The sequence below is a fragment of the Bacillus sp. bc15 genome, assembly GCF_900142585.1.
Lineage (GTDB): Bacteria > Bacillota > Bacilli > Bacillales > Bacillaceae_G > Bacillus_A > Bacillus_A cereus.
Genome location: NZ_FRBJ01000005.1, coordinates 239,504 through 265,027, shown reverse-complemented (window position 1 = coordinate 265,027; position 25,524 = coordinate 239,504). Strand labels below are relative to the sequence as shown.

Sequence of the window (25,524 nt, the reverse complement as noted above, 5' to 3'; positions counted from 1 at the left end):
ATAAATCCGATTTTTACGATATAAAAAAAGACTGCCGTATTTCGGCAGTCTTAATCGATAAATTCAAATTCATATTCAAGAATTTTCACAATATCTCCGTCTTTTGCACCACGTGCACGAAGCGCTTCATCAATACCCATTCCGCGCATTTGACGAGCGAAACGACGTATAGATTCATCACGTGAGAAGTCTGTCATCTTGAATGTTTTCTCGATATCGTAACCAGAGATAACAAACGTGCCATCACTTTCACGTGTAATTTCAAATTTAACACCTTCAGTATCAAATTTGTACATTACACTTGTATCAGACTCATCCGCAACTTCATGTATTGGGAATTCTGGTGTTGTTTCTATTAAGTTTGCTACTTCAAACAGTAAGTCACGAACACCTTGTCTTGTTACAGCTGAGATTGGGAAGATTTTTACTTCGTCTCCCACTTTCTCTTTAAATGCTTGTAAGTTTTCTTCTGCATCTGGCATATCCATTTTGTTTGCAACAACAACTTGTGGACGCTCAGTTAAGCGAAGATTGTATTCTTTCAATTCATTATTAATCGTTACGTAATCTTCATATGGCTCACGGCCTTCTAAACCAGACATATCAATAACATGCACGATTACACGTGTACGCTCAATATGACGTAAGAATTGGTGTCCAAGTCCGACGCCAGCATGTGCGCCTTCAATTAGTCCTGGAAGGTCAGCCATAACGAAGCTGCGGTTATCACCAGTTTCAACAACACCAAGATTCGGAACGATTGTTGTGAAGTGATACTCTGCAATTTTCGGACGCGCTGATGATACAACAGATAATAATGTAGATTTACCTACACTTGGGAATCCAACAAGTCCAACGTCTGCTAGTACTTTAAGTTCTAGAATGACATCACGCTCTTGACCTGGTTCCCCGTTCTCAGCGATTTCTGGCGCTGGGTTCGTAGCTGTTGCAAAACGTGAGTTACCACGGCCACCACGGCCACCTTTTGCAATTACAGCAGTTTGTCCATGCGTTACTAAATCGGCAAGAATTTGACCAGTTTTTTCATCTTTTACTACTGTTCCTGGCGGAACCTTTACAAGTAAATCTTCAGATTTACGCCCGTGCTGACCTTTACTCATTCCGTGCTGACCGCGATCAGCTTTGAAATGACGTTGGTAGCGGAAGTCCATTAATGTACGTAAGCCTTCCTCAACTACGAAAACAACATCTGCACCTTTACCGCCGTCACCACCTGCTGGGCCACCTTTAGGAACATACTTCTCACGACGATACGCAACCATACCGTTACCACCGTCGCCGCCTTTTACATATATCTTGACCTGATCTACAAACATTATTTCACCACACTTTTTTCAATTGGTTGTAATATAACTGAGACTTCTTCGTCTCGCACTGTATAAGAAATGGAATACCATTTATTGTTTTGGGTCGCAAGCCAATTTTGTAGTTCTTCTACACTCGTTAGCTTACCACGAAAATCAAAAAAGAAACGAGCATTCTCCGCGTCACATTCAATTGTGATACAAACATAATTTTCAACATATACGTCTAAACTATGCTGAAGCATTGAGAAAAATTGATTCGTCCATGTACATACAGTCTCATCTAAGTGAGATAAGTTATGTAATTTCCCTAATACTTCGTACTCCAATAAGCACGGCTGCTGTTTCCAATTATATGTTAAAATCCACTCTGAAAATAAAGGCATTGATAGCCCCATCAGATTGGATTCTTGTCTCGCTTCTTGGACAAAACGATCGATGAGACTATGAATTTCTTCCACTTTTCCAAGTGAAAGGTTTCCTTTCACCATCTGCATACGATTGAGCCAATCATGTCTTGAATGGCGCAATGCATCTATAATTGTCCATTTTTCATTCATTTAGATACCCCTTAATATAGAAAAACTCTAACCTGCACTCAGGTTAGAGTTTTCCGTGAGTTCTTATGCTTCTTGAGCAACAGGATATACGCTCACTTGTTTGCGGTCACGGCCAAGACGCTCAAAGCGTACTACGCCGTCAACTTTCGCGTATAAAGTGTCATCGCCACCACGACCAACGTTAACACCTGGATAAATTTTTGTACCGCGTTGACGGTAAAGAATTGAACCACCTGAAACCGTTTGACCATCTGCGCGTTTAGCACCAAGACGTTTTGACTGAGAGTCACGACCGTTCTTTGTACTACCTACACCTTTCTTAGATGCGAAAAACTGAAGATCTAATCTTAACATACGTTACACCTCCTGCACTTTTTCTATTAAACGGATATACTTTCCGTAATCAAGTTCGATCGTCTTAAGCGAAACAACCAATCCTTCTAAAAGTATCTGTGCTTTTTCTGCTGCATGAACGTCTAAATCATTAGGCAATTCATACGTTAAGAATCCCCCATCACTTCCGAGTTCAATAGTTGCCTGCACATTACAAAGTTCTTCCACTGCATTTATAGAACCAAACACAACCGCTGTAGTTCCAGCACAGACAAGGTCTTGTCCATGTGGCGCATAATCGGCATGTCCAGTCATTTTAAATGATTGGATACTTCCTAATTTCGTGCGACTTATCGTAATTTTAATCATGTTAACCAGAATTAAGCGTTGATAGCTTCAACAACTAGCTTAGTGTAAGGTTGACGATGACCTTGTTTCTTACGATTGTTCTTTTTCGCTTTGTATTTGAAAACGATGATTTTCTTAGCGCGACCTTGTTTTTCAACTTTCGCAGTAACTGTTGCACCTTCTACAACTGGGCTACCAACTTTAACGTTTTCGCCACCAACGAAAAGAACTTTGTCAAAAGTAACAGTTTCACCAGCTTCAACATCTAATTTTTCAATGTAGATTGCTTGACCAGCTTCAACTTTAATTTGTTTTCCACCTGTTTCGATAATTGCGTACATACTTGCACCTCCTCTTAATTACTAAGACTCGCCAAAAACGAGGTAGACATAAATGCCTTTAGGGAACCTGTCTTGTGCGGTTGTAGCATATAGCCGTTTAGGTGCTATAAACTATAACATAAAGATGTTACCATAATTCATTGAGTATTGTCAATGAATCTTCTACTAACTATTTTTTCCGTTCTACAATTTCTTTTTTACTTCCAAAACGGATAATAGCGTACTTTTCGATAATATCATCTTTGAAATAAATTTCAAATGGAATATTTTTTTGTAATTCTTTTTGCAAAAATTGTTTTTGCAGTTCTTTAGGCGCAGCGATTAATACTGCCTCATCCTCTATGTTGCCATATGTGATTAATTCTCTCTCTAGCTCATACGCAATTGTTTCATACGACATTACATAACCCGTCGCTTTGCAAGATACACACTCTTCTAGTAATACGTCACGTAAAGAATGTTTTTTACGTTTTCGTGTCATCTCCAAAATTCCTAACTCAGTAAATCCAAGTACTCTTGTATAAGTACGATCATCTTTCATAGCAGCTATGAGACATTCTCTTACCTTTTCTTTATCTTCTCTTTTTTTCATATTAATAAAATCAATTAATATCATACCACCAATATCACGAAGTCTTAATTGGCGTGCAATTTCTTCAGCTGCCATCTCATTTGTGCGAAGTACTGTATCTTGTAAATTTTGTTTTCCAGTAAACTTGCCCGTATTCACATCAATTACAGTCATCGTCTCCATTTGCTCTACAATTAAATAAGCACCATTTGGAAGCCACACAATTTTTTGGAGTGCTTTCTCAATTTCACGCTCTATTCCAAAATGGTTAAACATCGAAGACTTTTCATTATAAAAAGATACTTTTTCTTTTCCAACTTTGTCTTCTAACTCTTTTACTATACTTCTTGTATCTACAACTACTTTTTCAATTGTTTCAATTGGATTCTCTTGAAATACACGATCTAAAAAGGTCGCCGGTCGATGAAGTAATAACGGCGCCTTTCCTTGATCCTCTTTTCTTTTTAACTCTTCATACAACTGTTGTAACCCTTGCATTTCAGCTTGTATTTCTTCAAGTTCCCCTTTTTCAGAAGCAGAGCGGAAAATGTAACCTCCCGTTCCTTCTACTTCAATTTCAAGTAACTGTTGTCTTCTTTTATTATTTTTTATTTTCCGAGAAACAGCTCGCATCTCATCAAACGGCATATAAACGACATATTTCCCGGTAAATTCTATATTCGCTGTCAATTTAGGCCCTTTCGTATCAATTGCCTCTTTCACAACCTGTACGAGTATCGCTTGCCCTTCATGTATACGATAAGAAGGTGGTACATCATCGTATGAAAGATACGCATGTTTTTCTAAACCTATATTTACAAAAGCTGCGTTCATTCCAGCAATTGTTCTTACGATACGTCCAACATAAATATGCCCAACAATCTCTTGCTCTTCATTACGTTTCCATAAAAACTCAACAATCTTTTTCTTCTCTTCAATTGCAACGCGCTTTTCCGAACCAGCGTAATTCACATATAACGTTTTCAAAATTATTTCCTCACTTTATAATCTTCTTTGCTTTTACAATAATAAAAGGTTAGTGCTATCGTCAACACTAACCGATTAATTCTTCAACTGATGAGGTTGTTCGTTTTTCAGTAAAATATGCATAGAGCAATTCATTTTCATCCAATGTGTAATGCTCTTTATATTTTCCACGGACGATAATAGAATGCTTATATCCTCTACGAAATTTTGTGAATATCTTATATAAATGATCTTCTGATTGCACTTCAATAGGTGCAATCTTTTCAATCCCTCTTTTATTTCCATAATAACGTTCTAATAAAAAACGCATAAATGCATACCGTCTTTGTTTCCACTCTTGATATAACGACACTGCCAAAAATATGAGTAGTACCCACATCATAATATTGTTACTATTCCAGAGCAACTGCCATCCTAATATTACACCAAAAAAAACACATGACAATTTCATCATCTTTTCATGTGCTTGTAAATAAGGAAAACGATATGATAGTATATTAAACAATACTTTCCCGCCATCTAACGGCCAAATAGGGAGTAAATTAAACGCTAAAATAATTATATTATTCCACATAAAGAAATAATATAAATCTGCATTCAACCAACCGGCTTCAAACAACATATAACCTACTAGCATCATCCAAACATGTTGAATCGGTCCTGCAATTACGACAACAAGTTCCTCTTTCAATGACTTATTACCATGTTCCTCAAGCTCGGCAACGCCACCAAACGGCAAAAGCTGAATTCTTTTTATACGCCAATTATAGTGTGCTGCTGCAATAGCATGCCCAAGTTCATGAATAAGAACGATACAAAATAACAGTAGTAACTCTTTAAAACGTGCAGTAAAAATACCAATGACAATAATAACCCAAAATAATGGATGCACGGAAATTTTCGTCAAAACGTCTCTATATTTAATCAAATGATATCACCTGGATCGGATCAATAAATTTTTCATTCTTTTTTATCGCGAAATAAAACTTTCCATTTTTATCATTTGTATCATTACTCACCGTTCCAATTTTTTGTTTCTTTGAAACGTAATCATATAATTTCACTGACATATCGTTTAAGTTTGCATACCATGACTCCGTACCATCTGCATGTTGAATTTGAACTGTATTTCCAAGTTCCTCTTTCTTACCCGCAAAAACAACTAATCCTTCATTCACTGACTCAACCGTTGCATTTGTAGCTGTTTGGACAAATACACCTTGGCCATTTTTTTGAAACCCTTGCATTACCTTTCCAGAAGCGGGAATTGCATAATCTTTTTGCTGAATACTTCCTTCTTTTTTCTCGTTTGGCGAATAGAATACGAGCGGTTTTCCAAATTGCTTTTCGTACCATTTCGCTACAGTAGCAAACTGAAATTCCTCTTTCATCACTTTTTCTGTAACAGCTTTAGCTCCATTGAATGAAGAAGGAGCATTCTTATATAAAATAGCAACCGAAAGAACTAATATTGCCGATAATAAAACTTTGAAGAAAAAGACTTCCTTTCGAAATAAAGGATGCATTTCCTTTTCTCCATCTTCAATAAATACTGTTTCGCTATCAAAATTCCCTCCGGTAAAATACTGTTCTTCCTCCATCCTTTCTTGCTCGGCCTTCCTTTTTGCAATCCGCTTTTTAATTTCTTCTACGCGTCTATTCTTCATACTGTCTCCTTTCTTTCGTTAAGCTAATTTCAATAGAAACAGTTGTATACAGTTTGTACATATGTATGAGCTAAGAAAGAAAGATATTCGTGTGAAGAAAAAAGAAAGCACTTCGCATATGTGCGAAGTGCTCTTAACGGATTCCAAAGAAGTTTTTCACCTTTGCAAATACCGATACCTTTTCTTGTTCAAATGCTTGTAATGGTACATTCTCACCTAACAAGCGTCTTGCAATATTACGATAAGCCAACGCTGCTTTTCCGCTTGGTTGCAACGCCACAGGTTCACCTGTATTTGTAGCTCGAATAACTTCATCGTCATCTTCGACAACACCAAGAAGCTCGATTGACAATGTACGTACAATTTCATCAACATCTAACATATCCTGTTCATGAAGCATATGACTACGTACACGGTTAATAACAAGTTTCGGTGGTTCAATATCCTCTTTTTCTAAAAGCCCAATAATACGATCTGCATCGCGCATTGAGGATACTTCTGGAGTCGTAACAACGATTGCTTTATCCGCACCAGCTACCGCATTTTTAAATCCCTGCTCAATCCCCGCAGGACAATCGATTAATATGTAATCATAATCTTGACGTAATACTTGTATTAATTCATCCATTTGTTCAGGTGTTACCGCTGATTTATCACTCGTTTGTGCTGCAGGTAATAAATAAAGATCATCAAAACGTTTATCTTTAATAAGAGCCTGAGGTAAACGGCAACGCCCTTCAACGACATCAACAAGATCAAATACAATACGATTTTCCAGCCCCATTACTACGTCTAAATTTCGAAGACCGATATCTGTGTCAATTAAGCACACTTTCTTTCCAGATAACGCTAGGGCCGTACCAATGTTCGCAGATGTAGTAGTTTTACCTACTCCGCCTTTTCCAGATGTAATTACTATTGCCTCTCCCACAGCTATACAATTCCCCTTTCTAACTTTGTTAAATTAGGTCTAAGATGAGTGAGAAGTTGCAGGCGATCGACAACAATGTGATTGTTCTCATTAATATACGCACATTCTGCCGCCTCCGCTCCGTCTTCTTTCTCTTCCGGAGCCCGCATTGCCACATCACTAATTCGAAGTTGCATCGGGTTCATAACAGATGCAGCGATTACAGCATCTGAATCCCCATAATACCCAGCATGTGCAATTCCTCTTAATGATCCTACGACAAAAATATTCCCCCCAGCGATAACCGTTCCGCCTGGATTAACATCTCCAATTAACAACAAATTTCCTTTTACATGTAAAACTTGTCCAGAGCGAACAATTTTGGAAATAGGGACAATTTCTGTTTCTTCTTTCCAAGCTATTGCTTCTGCTTTAGTGATAACATCACTTTCAATTGAATCCACAACAAGATTCTTTTTATTACGAATTAACGTACGAATCTCTTCTTGTTGGACTTCTGTTAAATAACGATTTCCTACTTTCACATGCACTTCAATTAAAGAGCGCCCATCACCATCGTAGTAATGCGTAGAAAGTTTTTCGTCTAATTCCATCAATAATTCTGAGAATGAACAACAATCATCTAAATGAAGCGTTATCCCATCTTTTGTCCCTTTTATCGTTACATTTTGTTGCTTTTTTTCTTCCACTAAAGTTCACCCCACCGATTCAATTCGACATAAAATTAGAAAATCCTTTTTTCTTTTTCTTCCATCGCTTTTGAAAGACGCACTATATATCGTCTCAGTGGGAAACAAACTATCAATAAGAAAATAGCATTTAACAATAAAGTAGAAAGGAGACGATCTGTGAAAAAGACATGCGCTGGCATATGAGTACGTCCTAACAAAGTTAAGAATCCATACACATAATACTCTAGTGCTACAATGCTAGCTAATATGATAGAAACAACAATAAATAAATTCAATTGTAATACTTTCATCACACTATAAACTAAATAAGCTAAAATCGGATAAGCAAAAATATATATCCCGACAAGTTCTGTGTATACGGTATCAAATAAGAAGCCAAATAATAGTCCGTAATAAATCCCTTGGACCGGACTATAATACACTGTAATAAAACATAAGACGATTATAAAGAAATGCGGTGCTGCTATACTGTCTTTCCAAAACACATCCGTTGGAACAACAGTAGCAAACATATTTTCAAATAGAAACACAAAAAGGAGCAAAAGAGGAAGAGCTGCTCTTTTTAATATCTTCATCATCTCTTCTTCTCCTCCTATTCTAATGGCGCTGAAGGTGTTGCACGTTTAGCAACCGTAATATGCTCTACGTCATTTAAATCAGCGGCAGGTTTTACATAAGCTGTTTTTGTTAAGCCATATGCATCCGGCTGAACATCAACGATTTTTCCAATTACAAGACCTTTCGGGAAAATATCACCAAGTCCAGATGTTACAACTAGTTGATCTTTTTCTACCGGTGCATCAGAGCCAATCTTTGTGAAAAGAAGTAATTGTTTTTCTTTGTCATAACCTTCAATCAAACCAAAGATTTTCTCTTGCCCTTGTACAATAGCAGAAACGCGATTTGTTCGGCTCATAGAACTTAGTAATTCTACTGATGATGTAAACTGAGATACACTTTTCACTCTTCCAACTAACCCTTGTGAAGTTACTACAGCCATATCTTTTTTAATTCCTTGCTGTGCCCCTTTATCAATTCCAATTAAATCGTACCATTTATCTGGATTACGAGAAACAACAGTAGCTGGAATTTCAGTATACCCGCTATTTAACTCTTTTTTACCAGTTAGCTCTTGTAGCTTCTTGTTATCATCTTCTAGTTGTTTTACTTTCCCTGATAGACCTGCATAATTATCTAATTTTGCTTTTAATTCTTTATTCTCTTCATACGTGCGCTTTACATCCTCTACATTTTCGAAGAATCCAGCTACGTATTTCGCTGGCTTTTGGAATACACGTTCTACAACACCGACAGTGTCTTTAACAAACTGCTCTGGCCATGTTAAACTGTTCCGTTCTTTCAATGAGATTCCAATCAATGCCACGAGAAGAATAATACTAACCAACAAAACAATTAATCTTTTGTTTAAGAAAAACTGTGGCACGTTCACACCCTCTTAATTTCACTGATTTTTATTTTGCAATATTATCGAGCAGCAGTTTTGAAAAGATCGATATTGTCTAATGCTTTACCTGTTCCAATTGCTACGCAATCTAATGGATCTTCTGCAACAAGAACTGGCATTTTCGTTTCTTCACTAATTACTTTATCTAAATTACGTAGTAATGCCCCGCCGCCTGTTAATACGATACCGCGGTCCATAATATCAGCCGCTAATTCAGGTGGCGTTTTTTCTAACGTATTTTTAACTGATTCTACAATCGCATCTACTGTATCTTTTAATGCATCTGCAATTTCTTCTGGCTGAATTAGTACTGTTTTTGGTAAACCACTTACTAAATCACGACCGCGAATTTCCATAGGCTCGATACCTTCTGGCTCGCCTGCAGAACCAATTTCTAATTTTAATGCTTCAGCTGTTCTTTCACCAATCATTAAGTTATAGCTTTTCTTAATGTACTGAATGATTGAATCATCCATATCATCACCAGCAACACGAACTGACTGGCTTGTTACAATACCACCTAAAGAAATAATTGCAACTTCTGTTGTACCACCACCGATATCAACAACCATACTACCAGTTGGTTCCCAAACAGGTAAGTTTGCACCAATTGCTGCTGCAAATGGCTCTTCGATAGGATAAGCATCACGAGCACCCGCTTGACGAGTCGCATCGATTACTGCACGTCTTTCTACAGCTGTAATACCAGATGGTACACATACCATTACATACGGCTTACGTGAGAAGAAACCGTTTGATTTTTGAGCTTGTTGAATGTAATATTTCATCATTGTTGCAGTTGTTTCATAATCAGCAATTACACCGTCTTTCATCGGGCGAAGTGCCACAACGTTCCCTGGTGTACGACCAATCATTTGTTTTGCATCGCTACCTACAGCAACGATTTGTTTCGTATCAGTTTGTAACGCAACTACTGAAGGTTCACGTAAAACTACACCTTTTCCTTTTACATATACAAGCGTGTTCGCAGTTCCTAAGTCTATTCCAAGATCGCGAGTAAATCCACCAAATCCAAACATATTATTTATCTTCCTTTCTTGTTTTCACGGACTCATTTTTTCTTACTTTATATTATAAAAACAGTACGTTTTTTATATCTTTATCCTTTTTGTAGATAAATTTCTACAAAAAACTCATAAATCACATTATAAAACAAAATAAGTAAAAAGCATAGTCTTAAATATGACCTTTTTCCTTTAAACTCACGAATTTATGGTCACCTATTATAAATAGTGATAGGTAAGAAAAAACCACGACTTTACTCGTTTGGACTTCTTTTCCCCCACTTCACACCGTACGTGAGACTTTCACCTCATACGGCGTTCCATCAACTCAATTATTTACGTTAATCCCAATTTTTCTCTAAAACCTAGAACCTTTTCCCAAATTACTTTTCCGACCATGGAATAATCTTTTGAACTGTGAATCATTTGATGGCAATGTTCATGTAGGGATGCAAGGTTAGGAACACGATTTACTTCTTCTATGGGGAGTTTTGGGTTGACATGGTGTATGTGTACATCATCCCCCTGAAGTAACTCTCCACATACTCGACATCTTCCTTTATCACGGTTAAATGCATAGGCTCGATTCATAAAGTATTCAAAGTTGTACAATTTTCCCTTATGTCCGATTTTGATAATCTTGGACCAATTCAAGCTGAGGAGCTCATCCGCTCTTACTTTAATGGGCTTTTTATTCGTTCGGTTCATATAAATTTGTCTACCCAGTTTGGTATACGGTGTCTCTTTAGGGCTTTTATTTTTAGGCTTTTTCCACCTACAAAAATCTAGCCTTGTAACACCTATTTTCAATTCGTTGTATTCAACCATTGGTATTTTGGTTTCGTACTTTTCGTGGGCTGACCGTAGATTGTCCACTCGTTTTGCAGGTATTTTATAACCTCCATGTTTTCGGAGTTTCAAATATGCCGCATAGTGGAGTTTATCAACATACTTTCCCATGTACACATTCACTTTCGTTGTACATTCGTAATATTGAATTAGCCCTCTTATTTTAGAGTTGATGAGATTAATCCAGTGAATCAGGTCGTCTTTCCTTGTTGCTTTTTTGATTTTCTTAATCGTTTTATGAATCTCATTTACCTTTTCTTTTAACCGTTGTTGATTTGGCTTACTGACGAGAATATGTCCATTTTTCGCCTTGCCCTTAATTGCCTTGATTTCAAAGCCAAGAAATTTAATTGGTCGTCTTCGTATATCTGTTATGAGCGTCTTTTCTTCTGACAATGTCAATTTCAACCGCTCTTTTAGATATTTTGTTATTTTGTACTTCCATTTCTCCGCATTCCGTTTAGAGTTCGTTATGAGTACCCAATCGTCTGCATATCTTACCAAATACGTTTCTTTTAGGCGTGTTGTTTTCCGTAACCTTTCGAACTGTTTGGATTTTTGTGCATACGGGTAGCTTGTTTTCTTATTTTCCCATTCTCTTGTTACCCATTGGTCAAATGCGTGTAGATAAGCATTTGCGAGTAGCGGAGAGATGATTCCTCCTTGAGGTGTACCAATTGGGTTCTCTTTTAATTCATCCATGATCCCAGCTTTCAGCATTGCTTTGATAATCATGAGGACACGTCTATCCCTAATTCCCATATTCCATAATTTCTTAATGAGAATCGTATGGTTAACACAATCGAAAAATTTACTAATATCTCCTTCGATAATCCAATAGTGTCCCGTGATATGAACGATGTCAGTTGTTCGAACTAATGCCATACTGGAATCTCTCATTGGTCTGAATCCATATGAATGTTGGAAAAATTGCGCCTCAAGAATTGGTTCAATAATTAAACGAACACACTCCTGTATAACTCGGTCGATAATGCTTGGTATTCCTAATGGGCGTAACTCTTTGGAATTTGGTTTTGGAATGTACTTTCTTTTAATAGGTTCTGGACGATAATTTCGAAAGTTTTCTTGTACGAGTTGTACGACTTTTGGGTAATCTTTTTGAAGAATGTCTGGTTTCATTAATTTATGGTCACTTCCAGCCGTACGACTTCCCTTATTCGCTTTAATGCGATGGATAGCCGTTAGTATCGTGGCTTCACTTGTCATCAGTTCTAATAAGTTTTTGTGTCCAGACGATTGTCCCTTTTGATTTATACTTTCGAAACTTTTATTATATAATTCGTCCTGTTTATCTCTTAATTCTTGTTCAGATTTTAGATAGTTAGATTCTTGTTCCATTGCGATTCCTCCTTATTGGGAGAATGCAAGGTTTTAATCAGGTATGCTCAAACGGCTTCCCTAACAAATTGGTTTAACTTAATAATTGGACTGACTATGCCCCTTCGCTCTATTCCCATTACAGAAACTTCGTCACTACTACGGGCTGCTGTCCCATAGATTCAATTGTCATTTCCTCCAATTTAGATGCATTGAGTTTAACTCCTCTTGTCATCATCCTCTATGGTTCCGCTGTTCCTTACGCTTTAGCTTTTCATTACCGTTTTAGCTGTCCTCTTTGACCCGTTAATCATCTTTTTGTCCACTGTTGGTAGGACGCAAGACACTATTCCATTATTGGAGTAGTATAGATTTTGCAACCACAAATACAAAACCCACGATTAAACTTCTTTTACAGAAGCGAGAAACTTCATTTCGTTTCCCTTTGCATTTACGAGCCGTACATACGAGGATTCCTGGTAAGTCAGCATGACGGTTTTATAGCCTCCCGCTTACTTTACTAACCGCTTCTCAGGTCTGTTTTTCAGCGCCTTTACCGAGCTTCGTACACAAATGTAGTTAACTATTTATGCACGTCGGAGTTTCAGAGCATCGTTACCAACATTTAACGATGAGTTGGGATTTCACCAACCTATTCAAGCGTAAAGTTCAAAGGTAAGTACCTTTGCCTAGTTTTATTGCATATTTCTACGCAGATTGTCTAGGAACAGCGCACACTATGATCAAGCACTTCAATTCCGATAATCTGACCGCATTCTACTAAGCGTTTGGTTACTTCAATATCTTCACGGCTCGGCGTGGGATCTCCTGAGGGATGGTTATGAAGACATATGATAGAGGCTGCTGCACGACGGAAGGCTTCTTTAAAAACTTCCCTCGGGTGTACAATTGACGTGTTTAAACTTCCAATAAAGATCGTTTGCCTATGTATAACTTGATTTTTTGTATTTAAATATAAACAAACAAAATGCTCTTGTTGTAAAAAACGCATTTCTTCCATCATGTATTTCGCACAATCTTCTGGACTTCGAATACTATATCTATTTTGATATTCTAAACGTACCATTCTTCTGCCTAGTTCAAAGGCTGCCATAAGTTGCGATGCCTTTGAAATCCCAATACCATGTATACTAATTAGCTCTTCTAATGTTGCATCTTTCAACATACGTAAGCCATCAAATTGGTGTAAAATTTTATCTGACAACTTTAAAACTGTTTCTTCTTTAGAACCTGTTCTGAGTAACACTGCGAGAAGCTCTCGATTTGATAAACTTCCAGCACCTTCTAACAATAAACGCTCCCGTGGCTGTTCTTCTCTTACAACATCACGAATACCGTTCATCTCTCCACCCCTTTATTTGTTCTCTCAAAGAAAACCCCATGCAATTTTACGCATGGGTTACATCAATATCAAATTGTTTTAATTCTCGAACGAGACGTGCAATTGGTAAGCCAACTACACTATAGTAGTCCCCTTGAATATGTTGAACGAAAATAGACCCTTTACCTTGAATCCCATAACTACCTGCTTTATCAAGAGGTTCTTTTGACGCGACGTATGTATCAATTTCCTCTTCTGTTAATTCCCAAAACGTAACTTCTGTACGCTCATAAAAAGTAACCGTTTTTTCTTTTGATATAATCGCAACACCTGTATACACTTCATGTGTTTTCCCAGATAGTAATTGTAACATCTCTTTCGCCTCATCCTTATTAGAAGGCTTACCAAGGATACGCGACTCATATGTAACAATTGTATCTGCACCTAACACAATGTAATCACTATTGTTTTCTGCAACCGCTGATGCTTTTTGCAAGGCAAGCGACATTACAATATCAGAAGGCGATGAATATGCACCAATTGTTTCCTCTACTTCACTTACAACGATTTCAAATGGTACGCTAGCTAACTCAAGCAATTCCTTCCTCCGAGGTGACCCTGAAGCTAAAATTATTTTTTTCATATTTTCTCCTTCCTTTCTCACATGAAGCAGAACAATTTATATCAATCGTATCAAAGGAATAGTTTGCCCACAAATGAAAGAAATATTAATTTCTCTAACTAAAAATAACACTTCTTTATTGCATACGATTATATTCCTGTCATAGAGAAAGCACTTTGCTCTAAATTCAAAAGAAAAGAAAGAAGTACATGTACTTCTTTCTTACTCATTTTATTATCCTATCATTTCACTTTCTACGAAACAATTTTTTCATACGAGAGTAAGCCATCAATAATAACTTGATTTAATTTCGCCAAAGATTCCTTATCCATTTTCCCATCTTTTACTGTTTGTACAGCTACCGACGTATACATATACAGTTTCTTTGCTTCTTCTCGCTTCATACTTTTCCCTTCTTTTTCAATCGCTTTCCATTCTTTTTCAATCACTTCTATATCTTTTGCGCTGCTTTTTCCACCAACTTGTACGCTAGAAGCATATTTTGCTAAATGAGTATATAATGGCTGCACTTTTGTTAAAAATGTTCCTACTTCTTTATCATCTTTCAGCAATGCTTTATCTGTTATATCCCAGTTCTTTTTTAAAACGGAGACACCATCATTTTTATACTTAGTCATTAATTGATTTATAGCCTGTTCATCGCTAGCAATACCAACAACTATTGCATACTTATCCCCGCTCGGTCTCAAAGCACCAATGCCCCCATTGCCTTTCCATTCTTCAAGAGCTGCCTGTCCCTTTTCTTCAGAAGAATAAAGCCCCCCTTGAACAAAGAATAATTTCATCGGATCCAATGACGTTCCTGTCTGCGCCTTTTGTTTTTCTTCTTTCGGTGCTGGTGTTTGTTCTGCCGTTCCACCCACCTTTGATTCTCCATTTCCAGTCGGCCTTGAAGCAGTTACTTCACTTCCTCCTGTTGTTCCTTGTCCAGTAAGTAAATGAAGCATCCCCATTCCAAACGTCGTACCGATAATAATTGCGGTTGCAACGATTGCAATTAATGTATTACTCCACTTCTTTCGGTATTTTTCCACAGACACTGATTTCGCTTTTTGAAACGGAACAACATTTTTAGGTCGTTCACTTTCTACTACCATCCATTCAAATTCATCTTTCTTCTTTTCCTCATACTTCGCTTCTGTTCCATTCACTTTCACTGAGATCGTTCGTGATTGCTTGTCCATACACTCACACCTCACCTCTTATCGTTGTCCGCATCATATCATATTCATTTCACAAAAAAACGAGATATTTGTCAGAGGAATTCGCCAAATAACCCTATATATTTATCTTATATGTATGCATTTGACTTCATTTGTAGAACAAAAAACTAGATAGCAAAGACTATCTAGTTTTTCTCTCGAATATATTTTCGAACTTCAGAAATGAAATAAAGAGAACCTGTTATGATAAAAACATCATTTTCCCCTATCATTTCAACTTTTGTATCAATTGCCTCTTTCCAATTTTCAAAAACTAATTTTGATTCTTTTTGTGAATATGATGCAAGCTTGTCTGCAGAAATAGCACGATCAAAGGCGAATGTTGTAAAAATCATTTCATCTGCAATGGTTTCTAATCGGCCTACCATGTTATGCAATTGTTTATCACCAAGGGCAGTAAATAAAACTATTACATTTTTATCTTTGTAATGCGCTTCTACTGTTTTCACAAGGCTTTCGATACCTTCTGGATTATGAGCACCATCTATAATAATATCCGGGTTACTTTGTAGCTTTTCAAAGCGCCCAATCCAATACGCTTCCCGTAATCCCGTTCTTATTCCCTCTTCCTCAATTAAAAATGATAAATATGTTTTTACATACATTACTGCCATAAGTGCTAGCGCTGCATTTCCTACTTGATGAATACCTTTCATTGAGATTTGCAAATCTTCAAATGCGGTAAAAGGACAAGTAAAATCAAACTGTTCCCCATCTTCGTTAGACTGTTTATGTAACGCTGTAAAATGCTTGCCAAGTTCGTATAAGTTTGCATGGTTTTCCTTTGCAACATTTTGAATGACTTGCAAAGCTTCTTCATCTTTTACACCAGTAATTACCGGCACACCAGACTTAATAATCCCCGCCTTTTCATATGCAATTTCTCCTAGTGTATTCCCTAAAATATGCATATGATCGTGACCGATATTCGTAATAATCGTGAGAACAGGGTGTATAACATTGGTAGAATCAAAACGTCCACCGAGCCCTGTTTCAAATAAAACAACATCACAGAAATTGACTTTACCGAAATAGCAAATTGCCATAACAGTAATAATTTCAAACTCAGTCGCTTCCCCTAAATCCGTTTCATCTAGTTTTTCCACGACTGGTTTTACCATCTTTACGAGTTCAGTAATCTCTTCATCTGCAATTGGTGTTCCATTCACACTAATGCGTTCATTAAATGTTTCGATGTAAGGAGAGGTAAACGTTCCTACCTTATATTTCGCGCCTTCTAACATGTAACGCATATATGTTAACGTTGAACCTTTTCCATTTGTACCAGCAAGATGAATACATTTTATATGACGCTCTGGATTTCCGAGCTCTTCTAGCATCCAATTCATTCTTTCTAATCCTGGTTTAATACCAAATTTCAATCGGCTATGAATCCACCCTATCGCTTCTTCGTATGTATGTATCACGTATGCTTTTCCCCTTTCAAAAGACAACTTTCATAGTTCTATTATACGCAAAGAAAAGAGACTCACCAATATAGTGAGTCTCTAAAAATATTTTTACTTTTCAAGATCTGCTAGACGTTGACGAACTGCTTCGCGTTTTTCTAGGTAATCTTGCTCTTTCGCACGCTCTCCTTCAATAACCGCTGCAGGAGCTTTCGCTACGAAACCTTGGTTAGAAAGTTTCTTCTGTACACGTTCTACTTCTTTATCGAACTTCTCAAGTTCTTTCTCAAGACGAGCTCTCTCTTCATCAAGATTGATAAGATCAGCTAACGGTAAGAATAACTCTGCACCTGATACGATTGCAGTCATTGCTTTTTCTGGCGCTTGTAAGTCCGTTTGAATTGTTAATTCGCTTGGGTTACAGAAACGCTCAATGTAAGAGCTATTTTTCGTAAGTTGAGCAAGTACAGCCTCATCTTTTGCTTTAATTTGCATTTGAACTTTTTTGCTCATTGGCGTATTTACTTCTGCACGAATGTTACGAACAGAGCGAATGATATCAACTAGAAGGTGCATTTCTGCCGCAGCTTCCGTATCTTGTAAATCTTCGCGAACTGTTGGCCACGCAGCTACTGTAATAGATTCGCCTTCATGCGGTAAATGTTGCCAAATTTTCTCTGTTACGAATGGCATGAATGGGTGTAATAGACGCATTGTTTGATCTAATACGTAAGCTAAAATAGAACGAGTCGTTTTCTTAGCTGCTTCATCTTCACCGTATAGTGGAAGTTTCGCCATTTCAATGTACCAGTCACAGAAATCATCCCAAATGAAGTTGTATAATGAACGACCAGCTTCACCGAACTCATATTTATCCATGTTACGTGTTACACTCTCGATTGTTTCGTTTAAGCGAGTTAAGATCCACTTATCTGCAACTGATTTTTCACCAGTTAAATCAATTTCTTCATACTTCATATCATCCATGTTCATTAATACGAAACGTGATGCGTTCCAAATTTTATTAATGAAGTTCCAAGTAGATTCTACTTTTTCCATGCTGAAACGTAAATCTTGACCTGGTGCACTTCCTGTTGATAAGAAATAGCGCATTGCATCTGCACCGTACTTCTCGATAACATCCATTGGGTCAATACCGTTACCAAGAGATTTACTCATCTTACGACCTTGCTCATCACGAACTAAACCGTGAATTAATACATCTTTAAATGGACGCTCGCCTGTAAACTCTAAACCTTGGAAAATCATACGAGATACCCAGAAGAAGATGATGTCATAACCCGTTACTAGTGCATCTGTTGAATAGTAACGTTTGAAGTCTGCTGAATCTTCATTTGGCCAACCAAGTGTTGAGAATGGCCATAGCGCTGAACTGAACCATGTATCAAGTACGTCGTTATCTTGATTCCAGTTTTCAATATCTGCTGGTGCTTCTGTACCTACGTATACTTCACCAGTTTCTTTATGATACCAAGCTGGAATACGGTGTCCCCACCATAATTGACGAGAAATACACCAGTCATGAATATTTTCCATCCATCGTAAATATGTGTTTTCAAAACGCTCTGGTACGAACGTTACTTTTTCTTCTTCTTTTTGTTGAAGCGCTACTGCTTTTTCAGCAAGTGGAGCCATTTTTACGAACCATTGTGTTGATAAGTAAGGCTCAACAACTGCACCGCTACGCTCACTATGACCTACTGAATGCATATGTGGCTCGATTTCTACTAATACGCCAGCTTCTTGTAAGTCTTTCACTAATTCTTTACGGCATTCGAAACGATCCATACCGTTATATTTACCAGCTTTTTCGTTCATCGATCCATCTTCGTTCATTACTAAGATGCGTGGTAAGTCATGACGGTTACCTACTTCAAAGTCGTTCGGGTCATGAGCTGGTGTAATTTTTACAACGCCTGTTCCGAAGTCTTTTTCTACGTACTCATCAGCAATAATCGGAATCTCACGGCCTACGATTGGAAGTGTAACTGTTTTTCCGATTAAATGTTTGTAACGATCATCTTCTGGATGAACTGCTACCGCTGTATCACCAAGCATCGTTTCTGGACGAGTAGTAGCAAGGCGAATGTGACCTGAACCGTCTGTTAACGGATAGTTCATATGGTAGAATGCACCTTGAACTTCTTTATGAATTACTTCAATATCAGAAAGAGCTGTGCGTGTTGCTGGATCCCAGTTGATAATATATTCACCGCGGTAAATTAAGCCTTTTTCGTATAATTGAACGAATACTTTATTAACCGCATCAGATAAACCTTCGTCTAATGTGAAACGTTCGCGAGAATAGTCTAGTCCTAAACCAACTTTCCCCCATTGTTGACGAATGTGAGAAGCGTACTCTTCTTTCCACTCCCAAGCTTTTTCAAGGAATTTCTCACGGCCAAGATCGTAACGTGAAATACCTTCTTCACGAAGTTTTCCTTCTACTTTCGCTTGTGTTGCGATACCAGCATGGTCCATTCCTGGAAGCCATAGCACATCGTAACCTTGCATACGCTTCGTACGAGTTAAAATATCTTGAAGAGTTGTATCCCAAGCATGACCTAAGTGTAACTTACCAGTTACGTTCGGAGGTGGAATTACAATTGTATACGGTTGTTTCTTCTCGTCTCCTGTTGCTTCAAAATATTTGCCTTCAAGCCACCATTGATAAAGGCCTTCTTCAACGGACATATGATCATATTTAGTTGGTAAATTCTTTTCCGTGTTTGACATTATTTTCCCTCCTTAAAATAAAAAATGTCCCTCATCCAAAAAGGACGAGGGACATCGCGGTACCACCTTTATTTACAAACAAATTCATAATTTGCTTATACTCTTAATTTGATAACGGACAAATCCGTCTTTTCCTAATGAGAACTATTCTGTTCAGAAAAGATGCTCCAGGGCTACCTTCTAACATAACTATCTAGAGAATCTCCCAGCTACTGATTCTCCTCTCTGAAGACGTTTCATGTTATACTCTTCCCCTTCAAGGCATTTATATGATTGTTAATTATTATATACAATAGTGTAAAAAACGAAACCTTATTCGTCAAGATAAATTTAAAACTATGACTTTTCGGGTGAATATAAAGAAGATAAGTAGCATTCTCTACTTATCTTCTTTATCCCGCTATTTGCGGGCAATAAGACCCCACCTCAAAATTCAGCTGAAGCAAAGAAGTTAGGTTGGCGCCACCCGCTGATTAAAGTTTTACTTTACCCGTTCCCTTGCTGGGCAGCTTGTAATTGTGACAGGAAATATTCTATATTGCTAACGAGCCAATGCGATTGTTGCAAACTCTTTACTCCGCGCAGTTCATTTTCCTCGTTGCGATTATCTCTTCTTTTCTTATAAGACTGGATTTGCCGAATAAATTGCGATGGATACGTCATATACGCAAACATAAGTAGTTGCTCTTCTTTCGTAAAAGGGAAATTTTTTTGATACATTTGAAACCATTCAAACCGATCACTTCTTGCGATTGGATATGTGTTTAAAGACCGTGAATAAAAACCTACTATATCTTGCACAGGCGTTGCAAACTTCGATTTTTCCAAACTAATAAAATAGCCATTTCGCTCATAGTCAAATAAAAAATGATTAAGTGACACGTTACCATGCACAAAAGTAATACGTGTTTTCTCTTTTTCTTTCATCGCATCGTTCCACTCATTTAATTGCTTCGTTGCAAATTCACGCGCTCTCATTACATGATGATAGTACGTACAATATTGTAATTCAAACGGGGACATATACCATTTTGATTCAGATTCTACGAGAAACTCTTCTAACATCTCACCATCATTTTCCCAGCGATTGGATATAGTTGTATAATGTTTTTCTAAATCTTCTTCCGTATATGTTTCTTCCTTCACAGTTTTTTGATGCAACGTTCCAAGTGTCTGAAACATTTTATGGTATTGATCATTATCCTCGCCGTTTCCTTCTGCACGTTCTAACCAAGGCATTAAATAATAATTATACGTCCCGTCACTTAAAATATAATTTCCATCCGTCGCGTAGTATATAGGTACATAATTTGAAAAACCTTTCTCCTTCAAATATTGAATATGATGCAGAAAATTATTCCGCTCTAACTTTCTGCCTTCTATTTTCTTGAGTGCATATGGACCTTGATTCGTATAAATTTTCATTACGCTTCCGTGCTCTTCCATATGCTGCGTATCCAATCTATATTGCCTCACGATAGGTTCATAGTGATTTCGTAATTCAATATCCATACGAATAACCCTTTCTATTCAAAACATAGCCTCTAAGAAAAGAAGCGAGTGAAAACACTCACTTCCTTATTTCGCCTTTACCCTTGAAACGGGAATATAAATAATTTGCCCCGTATTTAAAAATATATCTTCTGTTTGATTGACACGGCACACATTTTGCACAGACGTTTCATAACGTTCTGCAATAGATTCAATTGTATCCCCTTCTTGCACGAAATACATTCTTAACTTTGTAAATTCTTCTTCCGGTTCTTTCGTAAATAGTTTTGTTAAATAAAGCGCATTTTCATCTCGCTGTGAGTACTCTTCTTCTTGTTCTTCCTGCTTTTTCGCTTTTTCTTTCTTGAAATCTTTTCGCCCAAACAATTCAAATTGCGGCGTTGTTTCTTGCTCCTCTTCACGCTCCACAAATTCATGTTCCTCTATCTTCTCTTCTTCTAATTCCTGCTCTTTTCTTTCCTCTAATTGGAACGGTTCAAATGCGTAATCTTCCCACTCATCTGATTCCTTATATGCTGGTTCTTCTACATGCGGCGCCGGTCTATTTTCATCCTCTTGTGCTGAATCTTCTTCTAACTCAGCATACACCGTTTCTTCCTCTTCAGCTTCATCCTCGTTTCTCTCTTCATCACACAAACCGGTAATAGATATATCCGCTAATAATTGTAAGCAACCATTTTCCTTTAATTCATAATCAAATTCCTCAATTGATACATATAGCTCTTCAATTACTTTCACTCGATTTCTCGGAATTGATATTTCAAGCGGAAAGGAATGAACAAGTTCATTAACCCCATCCTCCCTTGTTTCTACATAATCAATTGACTTTGCTGGCGATAGTTCTCTTAATGAATACGCCGAATCATCTTTTCGTGCAACATACTCTCCCGTTAAATCTAATTGCCCTCTCACGATTACTTCATGATCAAGCTCTTCTATCTCAACGTCTGGATCTAACGAAATTGACAAAAGTTCATCGACTTCCTGTCCCTTTTGGAACCAAACAGATTCTTTTAATGAAAATCGTAACGAATGATCTGCAGCCACTTCTTTTCCCCCTCCCAAACTATATGTCATTACAGATTTATGTAGAGAAAGCTTACTTTATGAATAAAAAAAATCGCCCCCCTTATGGAGAGCGATTTTTCTCTAATACATTATTTTAATTTTGACATTGCAATTTCAGCTGCTGCAATCGTCGCCTCAATATCTGCGTCACTATGTGCTGTCGATAAGAATAAACCTTCGAATTGAGATGGCGGTAAGAATACACCTTGTTCTACCATTTCACGATAGTAAGCCGCAAAGAATTCTAAGTTTGAAGATTTTGCTGCATCGTAATTAATAACGGGCTCATCTGTAAAGAAAATACCAATCATAGAACCTGCACGGTTAATATGATGTGGAATGCCATGTTTTTCAGCTGCTTTACGTAATCCAGCTTCCAACATTTCAGCTTTACGCTCAAATTCTACATATGATTCTGGCGTTAACTGTACTAACGTTTCATAACCTGCTGCCATTGCAAGTGGATTACCTGATAAAGTACCAGCTTGGTAAATCGGTCCGCTTGGTGCAACTTGGCGCATAATTTCTGCTTTACCACCGTATGCTCCTACTGGTAAACCACCACCGATTACTTTACCTAAGCATGTTAAATCAGGTGTTACGCCATAATAACCTTGGCCACAATTATAAGCTACTCGGAACCCTGTCATTACTTCATCAAAAATAAGCAATGCACCGTTTTGTTCTGTTACTTCACGAAGACCTTCTAAAAATCCAGGCTGCGGAGGAACAACCCCCATATTTCCTGCTACTGGTTCTACAATTACACAAGCAATATCATCACCGAATTGTTCAAACGCGTATTTTACGCTTTCTAAATCGTTATAAGCTACTGTAATCGTATTTTTCGCTACACCTTCTGGTACACCAGGACTATCTGGTAAACCTAAAGTCGCCACACCAGAACCAGCTTTAATTAATAGCGAATCACCATGACCGTGGTAACAACCAATAAATTTCAAGATTTTATTACGACCTGTATAACCACGAGCTAAACGTAGTGCACTCATTGTTGCTTCCGTTCCAGAGTTAACCATACGCACAATCTCAATTGATGGCACGCGCTCAATAACAAGTTTTGCTAATTTATTTTCAATTTCTGTTGGTGCACCGAAGCTTGTACCTCTTTCAGCAACAGATTTTAACGCTTCTACAACACGATCATTTGCATGACCATGAATTAAAGGCCCCCATGATAATACGTAGTCGATGTATTCATTCCCATCAATATCATATACTTTAGAGCCTTTTCCACGCTCCATAAACAACGGATTCATCCCAACAGATTTAAAAGCACGAACCGGGCTATTTACGCCACCAGGCATTAAGTCTTGTGCCTCTTCAAACGCCGCAATCGATTTATCAAACTTTTTCATTATTTAGCGCCTCCTTCTTGTAACCATTTTGCTGCATCTTTTGCATGATACGTAATAATTAAGTCTGCTCCTGCACGTTTCATACTAATTAATTTTTCAAGAACAACTTCTTTTTCATTAATCCAGCCATTTTGCGCTGCCGCTTTAATCATCGAATATTCACCACTTACATTATAAGCGACAACTGGTAAATTAAAGTTATTTTTCACATCACGAACGATATCTAAGTAAGAAAGAGCTGGTTTTACGATTAAGAAATCTGCACCTTCCATTACATCTGATTCTGCTTCACGGAATGCTTCCATACGGTTTGCTGGATCCATTTGATATGTTTTACGGTCACCAAATTGCGGTGCACCGTGCGCAGCATCACGGAATGGTCCATAAAATGCTGATGAATATTTCACAGCGTACGACATAACTGGCACGTGTCCAAAACCATTTTCGTCTAATGCATGGCGAATTGCTGTTACGAAGCCGTCCATCATGTTTGATGGCGCAATAATGTCCGCTCCTGCTTTCGCTTGACTTACAGCTGTTTTCGCAAGAACTGCAAGAGACTCGTCATTTAAAATAATACCATCTTCAATTACACCGCAATGACCATGGCTTGTAAATTGACATAAACATGTGTCTGCGACTACTACTAGCTCAGGGAAATCACCTTTAATTTGCTGAATAGCACGTTGTACAATTCCATGATCACAATATGCTGATGATCCAACTTCATCCTTTTCAGCAGGTAAACCAAATACAATAACAGAACGAATACCTAAATCAACAACTTCTTGCATTTCAGCTTGCAATAAATCTAAAGAAATTTGATATACGCCTGGCATAGAAGGAACTTCATTACGAACATTTTCACCTTCTAATACAAAAATAGGGTAAATAAAATCTTCCGTATGTAAAAACGTTTCACGCACAAGCGCACGCATGCCCCCGCTTTGTCTTAAACGACGATGACGATTAAATTGTAAAGAGTTCATAGATTTCTATCCCCATTCTTTCATTTTATAGATTCACAAACACATTGTAGTAATGCTTCTACAGTGTACTCTTTCGGCACAATAACAGACGGAAAATAACGACTTGCCTCTTTTTCCGTAATAGGTCCTATACAAGCAATTGTACATTTTTTTGTCCATTCTCTCCAGTTTGCACCCTCAAGTAAACGAACAAAACTAGTAACAGTTGAAGGACTCGTAAATGTAATAATGTCTACTTCTCCTAACTTCAACGCTGCTATAAGCTCTTGCTTTTTTTCTACATTCACTTTCGTACCGTATACGATCAACTCATCTAGAGAAACACCAATTTCACGCAGTTTAACTGGTATTACATCTCTTGCTAAATTGCCTTTTGGAAATAAAATACGTTCGTTTCCATTTAATTCTTTTAGAAACTCTTCGGCAAATGCTTCTGCAACAAATGAAGTCGGAACAAAATGAACTTGATAGCCCCTTTTTTCTAACTCTAATTTTGTTTTCACACCTACCGCAGCGATTTTAATGGTTAGTGGTAGTTTCTTTTTTAAACTATCTAGAAAAAAAGCTACACCATTTCTGCTCGTAAAAATAACCCAGTCGTATGAATGTAGCTGCTCTTCAATATGTTGAATTTGCCTATAAGACATACCTTCCATACGCAAAAGCGGAATTTCCAATGGAATTCCGCTCTTTTCTTTCACTGCTACACTCATTTGTTTCGCTTGATGCTGGGCACGTGTAATCAATACCGTTTTTCCAGCGAGAGCGTTCAT

24 protein-coding genes and 2 other annotated features are annotated in these 25,524 nt (G+C 37.6%); all 24 genes read right to left on the bottom strand.

From position 1 onward, the window contains the following. Nucleotides 1-50: 50 nt before the first annotated feature. A complete protein-coding gene (gene obgE / locus BUA87_RS18865; RefSeq protein ID WP_000497130.1) occupies nt 51-1,337 on the bottom strand; it encodes a GTPase ObgE in 1,287 nt (428 codons plus the stop codon). Further along, a complete protein-coding gene (locus BUA87_RS18860) occupies nt 1,337-1,885 on the bottom strand; it encodes a sporulation initiation phosphotransferase B (protein ID WP_001003587.1) in 549 nt (182 codons plus the stop codon). Before BUA87_RS18860 ends, obgE begins: the two co-directional genes overlap by 1 nt. A 63-nt stretch (nt 1,886-1,948) precedes the next feature. Next, a complete protein-coding gene (rpmA, locus tag BUA87_RS18855) occupies nt 1,949-2,239 on the bottom strand; it encodes a 50S ribosomal protein L27 (RefSeq protein ID WP_000944957.1) in 291 nt (96 codons plus the stop codon). 3 nt (nt 2,240-2,242) lie between these two features. Next, a complete protein-coding gene (locus BUA87_RS18850) occupies nt 2,243-2,587 on the bottom strand; it encodes a ribosomal-processing cysteine protease Prp (RefSeq protein ID WP_002094147.1) in 345 nt (114 codons plus the stop codon). Between the two features lie 11 nt (nt 2,588-2,598). Then, nucleotides 2,599-2,907 carry a 50S ribosomal protein L21 gene (rplU, locus tag BUA87_RS18845; protein ID WP_000270907.1) on the bottom strand — a complete coding sequence of 103 codons (309 nt, stop codon included), beginning with the start codon at nt 2,905-2,907 and terminating at the stop codon, nt 2,599-2,601. A gap of 14 nt (nt 2,908-2,921) precedes the next feature. Next, nucleotides 2,922-2,999, bottom strand: a sequence feature (ribosomal protein L21 leader region). Between the two features lie 77 nt (nt 3,000-3,076). Then, nucleotides 3,077-4,465: an Rne/Rng family ribonuclease gene (locus BUA87_RS18840; protein ID WP_072940469.1), complete on the bottom strand. Its 1,389-nt coding sequence runs from the start codon at nt 4,463-4,465 to the stop codon at nt 3,077-3,079. Between the two features lie 67 nt (nt 4,466-4,532). Continuing rightward, complete coding sequence (gene spoIVFB / locus BUA87_RS18835; RefSeq protein WP_000599064.1) at nt 4,533-5,393, bottom strand: stage IV sporulation intramembrane metalloprotease SpoIVFB; 861 nt, start codon at nt 5,391-5,393, stop codon at nt 4,533-4,535. After that, nucleotides 5,386-6,132, bottom strand: a complete 747-nt coding sequence (spoIVFA, locus tag BUA87_RS18830) for a stage IV sporulation protein SpoIVFA (protein ID WP_029443366.1) — start codon at nt 6,130-6,132, stop codon at nt 5,386-5,388. Before spoIVFA ends, spoIVFB begins: the two co-directional genes overlap by 8 nt. Nucleotides 6,133-6,265: 133 nt before the next feature. After that, entirely contained in the window at nt 6,266-7,063 is a 798-nt protein-coding gene (gene minD, locus BUA87_RS18825; RefSeq protein ID WP_000503309.1) for a septum site-determining protein MinD, read from the bottom strand. A gap of 2 nt (nt 7,064-7,065) precedes the next feature. Beyond that, on the bottom strand, nt 7,066-7,752 hold the full coding sequence (gene minC, locus BUA87_RS18820; RefSeq protein WP_000391521.1) for a septum site-determining protein MinC: 687 nt from the start codon (nt 7,750-7,752) through the stop codon (nt 7,066-7,068). A 35-nt stretch (nt 7,753-7,787) separates the two neighbouring features. Continuing rightward, entirely contained in the window at nt 7,788-8,333 is a 546-nt protein-coding gene (gene mreD, locus BUA87_RS18815) for a rod shape-determining protein MreD (protein ID WP_000975765.1), read from the bottom strand. A gap of 14 nt (nt 8,334-8,347) precedes the next feature. After that, nucleotides 8,348-9,199, bottom strand: coding sequence for a rod shape-determining protein MreC (gene mreC / locus BUA87_RS18810; RefSeq protein ID WP_001135487.1), 852 nt, complete (start codon nt 9,197-9,199; stop codon nt 8,348-8,350). A 41-nt stretch (nt 9,200-9,240) separates the two neighbouring features. Next, nucleotides 9,241-10,260, bottom strand: a complete 1,020-nt coding sequence (gene mreB, locus BUA87_RS18805) for a cell shape-determining protein MreB (RefSeq protein ID WP_000466736.1) — start codon at nt 10,258-10,260, stop codon at nt 9,241-9,243. Between the two features lie 321 nt (nt 10,261-10,581). Beyond that, nucleotides 10,582-12,453: a group II intron reverse transcriptase/maturase gene (ltrA, locus tag BUA87_RS18800; RefSeq protein WP_061688023.1), complete on the bottom strand. Its 1,872-nt coding sequence runs from the start codon at nt 12,451-12,453 to the stop codon at nt 10,582-10,584. A gap of 700 nt (nt 12,454-13,153) precedes the next feature. After that, entirely contained in the window at nt 13,154-13,795 is a 642-nt protein-coding gene (gene radC / locus BUA87_RS18795) for a RadC family protein (protein WP_065229394.1), read from the bottom strand. Between the two features lie 46 nt (nt 13,796-13,841). Beyond that, complete coding sequence (locus BUA87_RS18790; RefSeq protein ID WP_000720495.1) at nt 13,842-14,417, bottom strand: Maf family protein; 576 nt, start codon at nt 14,415-14,417, stop codon at nt 13,842-13,844. Between the two features lie 233 nt (nt 14,418-14,650). Continuing rightward, nucleotides 14,651-15,601, bottom strand: a complete 951-nt coding sequence (locus tag BUA87_RS18780; protein WP_023523114.1) for a hypothetical protein — start codon at nt 15,599-15,601, stop codon at nt 14,651-14,653. Nucleotides 15,602-15,765: 164 nt separating this feature from the next. Beyond that, nucleotides 15,766-17,067 (bottom strand): bifunctional folylpolyglutamate synthase/dihydrofolate synthase, encoded by a 1,302-nt coding sequence (locus BUA87_RS18775; RefSeq protein ID WP_000582037.1) that lies wholly within the window; start codon nt 17,065-17,067, stop codon nt 15,766-15,768. A gap of 93 nt (nt 17,068-17,160) precedes the next feature. Then, a complete protein-coding gene (locus BUA87_RS18770; protein ID WP_000072222.1) occupies nt 17,161-19,806 on the bottom strand; it encodes a valine--tRNA ligase in 2,646 nt (881 codons plus the stop codon). A 37-nt stretch (nt 19,807-19,843) separates the two neighbouring features. After that, nucleotides 19,844-20,075, bottom strand: a binding site (T-box leader). A 217-nt stretch (nt 20,076-20,292) separates the two neighbouring features. Then, the gene (ysxE, locus tag BUA87_RS18765; protein WP_072940466.1) at nt 20,293-21,318 is read right to left on the bottom strand and encodes a spore coat protein YsxE; all 1,026 of its coding nucleotides are present in this window, start codon (nt 21,316-21,318) and stop codon (nt 20,293-20,295) included. Between the two features lie 66 nt (nt 21,319-21,384). Then, nucleotides 21,385-22,395 (bottom strand): stage VI sporulation protein D, encoded by a 1,011-nt coding sequence (spoVID, locus tag BUA87_RS18760; RefSeq protein ID WP_003271973.1) that lies wholly within the window; start codon nt 22,393-22,395, stop codon nt 21,385-21,387. A gap of 80 nt (nt 22,396-22,475) precedes the next feature. Next, the gene (gene hemL / locus BUA87_RS18755) at nt 22,476-23,762 is read right to left on the bottom strand and encodes a glutamate-1-semialdehyde 2,1-aminomutase (protein ID WP_000712942.1); all 1,287 of its coding nucleotides are present in this window, start codon (nt 23,760-23,762) and stop codon (nt 22,476-22,478) included. Continuing rightward, entirely contained in the window at nt 23,762-24,751 is a 990-nt protein-coding gene (gene hemB, locus BUA87_RS18750; RefSeq protein ID WP_001087056.1) for a porphobilinogen synthase, read from the bottom strand. The genes hemL and hemB overlap by 1 nt, the downstream gene beginning before the upstream one ends. Before the next feature lie 20 nt (nt 24,752-24,771). Further along, nucleotides 24,772-25,524: a uroporphyrinogen-III synthase gene (hemD, locus tag BUA87_RS18745; RefSeq protein ID WP_061660448.1), complete on the bottom strand. Its 753-nt coding sequence runs from the start codon at nt 25,522-25,524 to the stop codon at nt 24,772-24,774.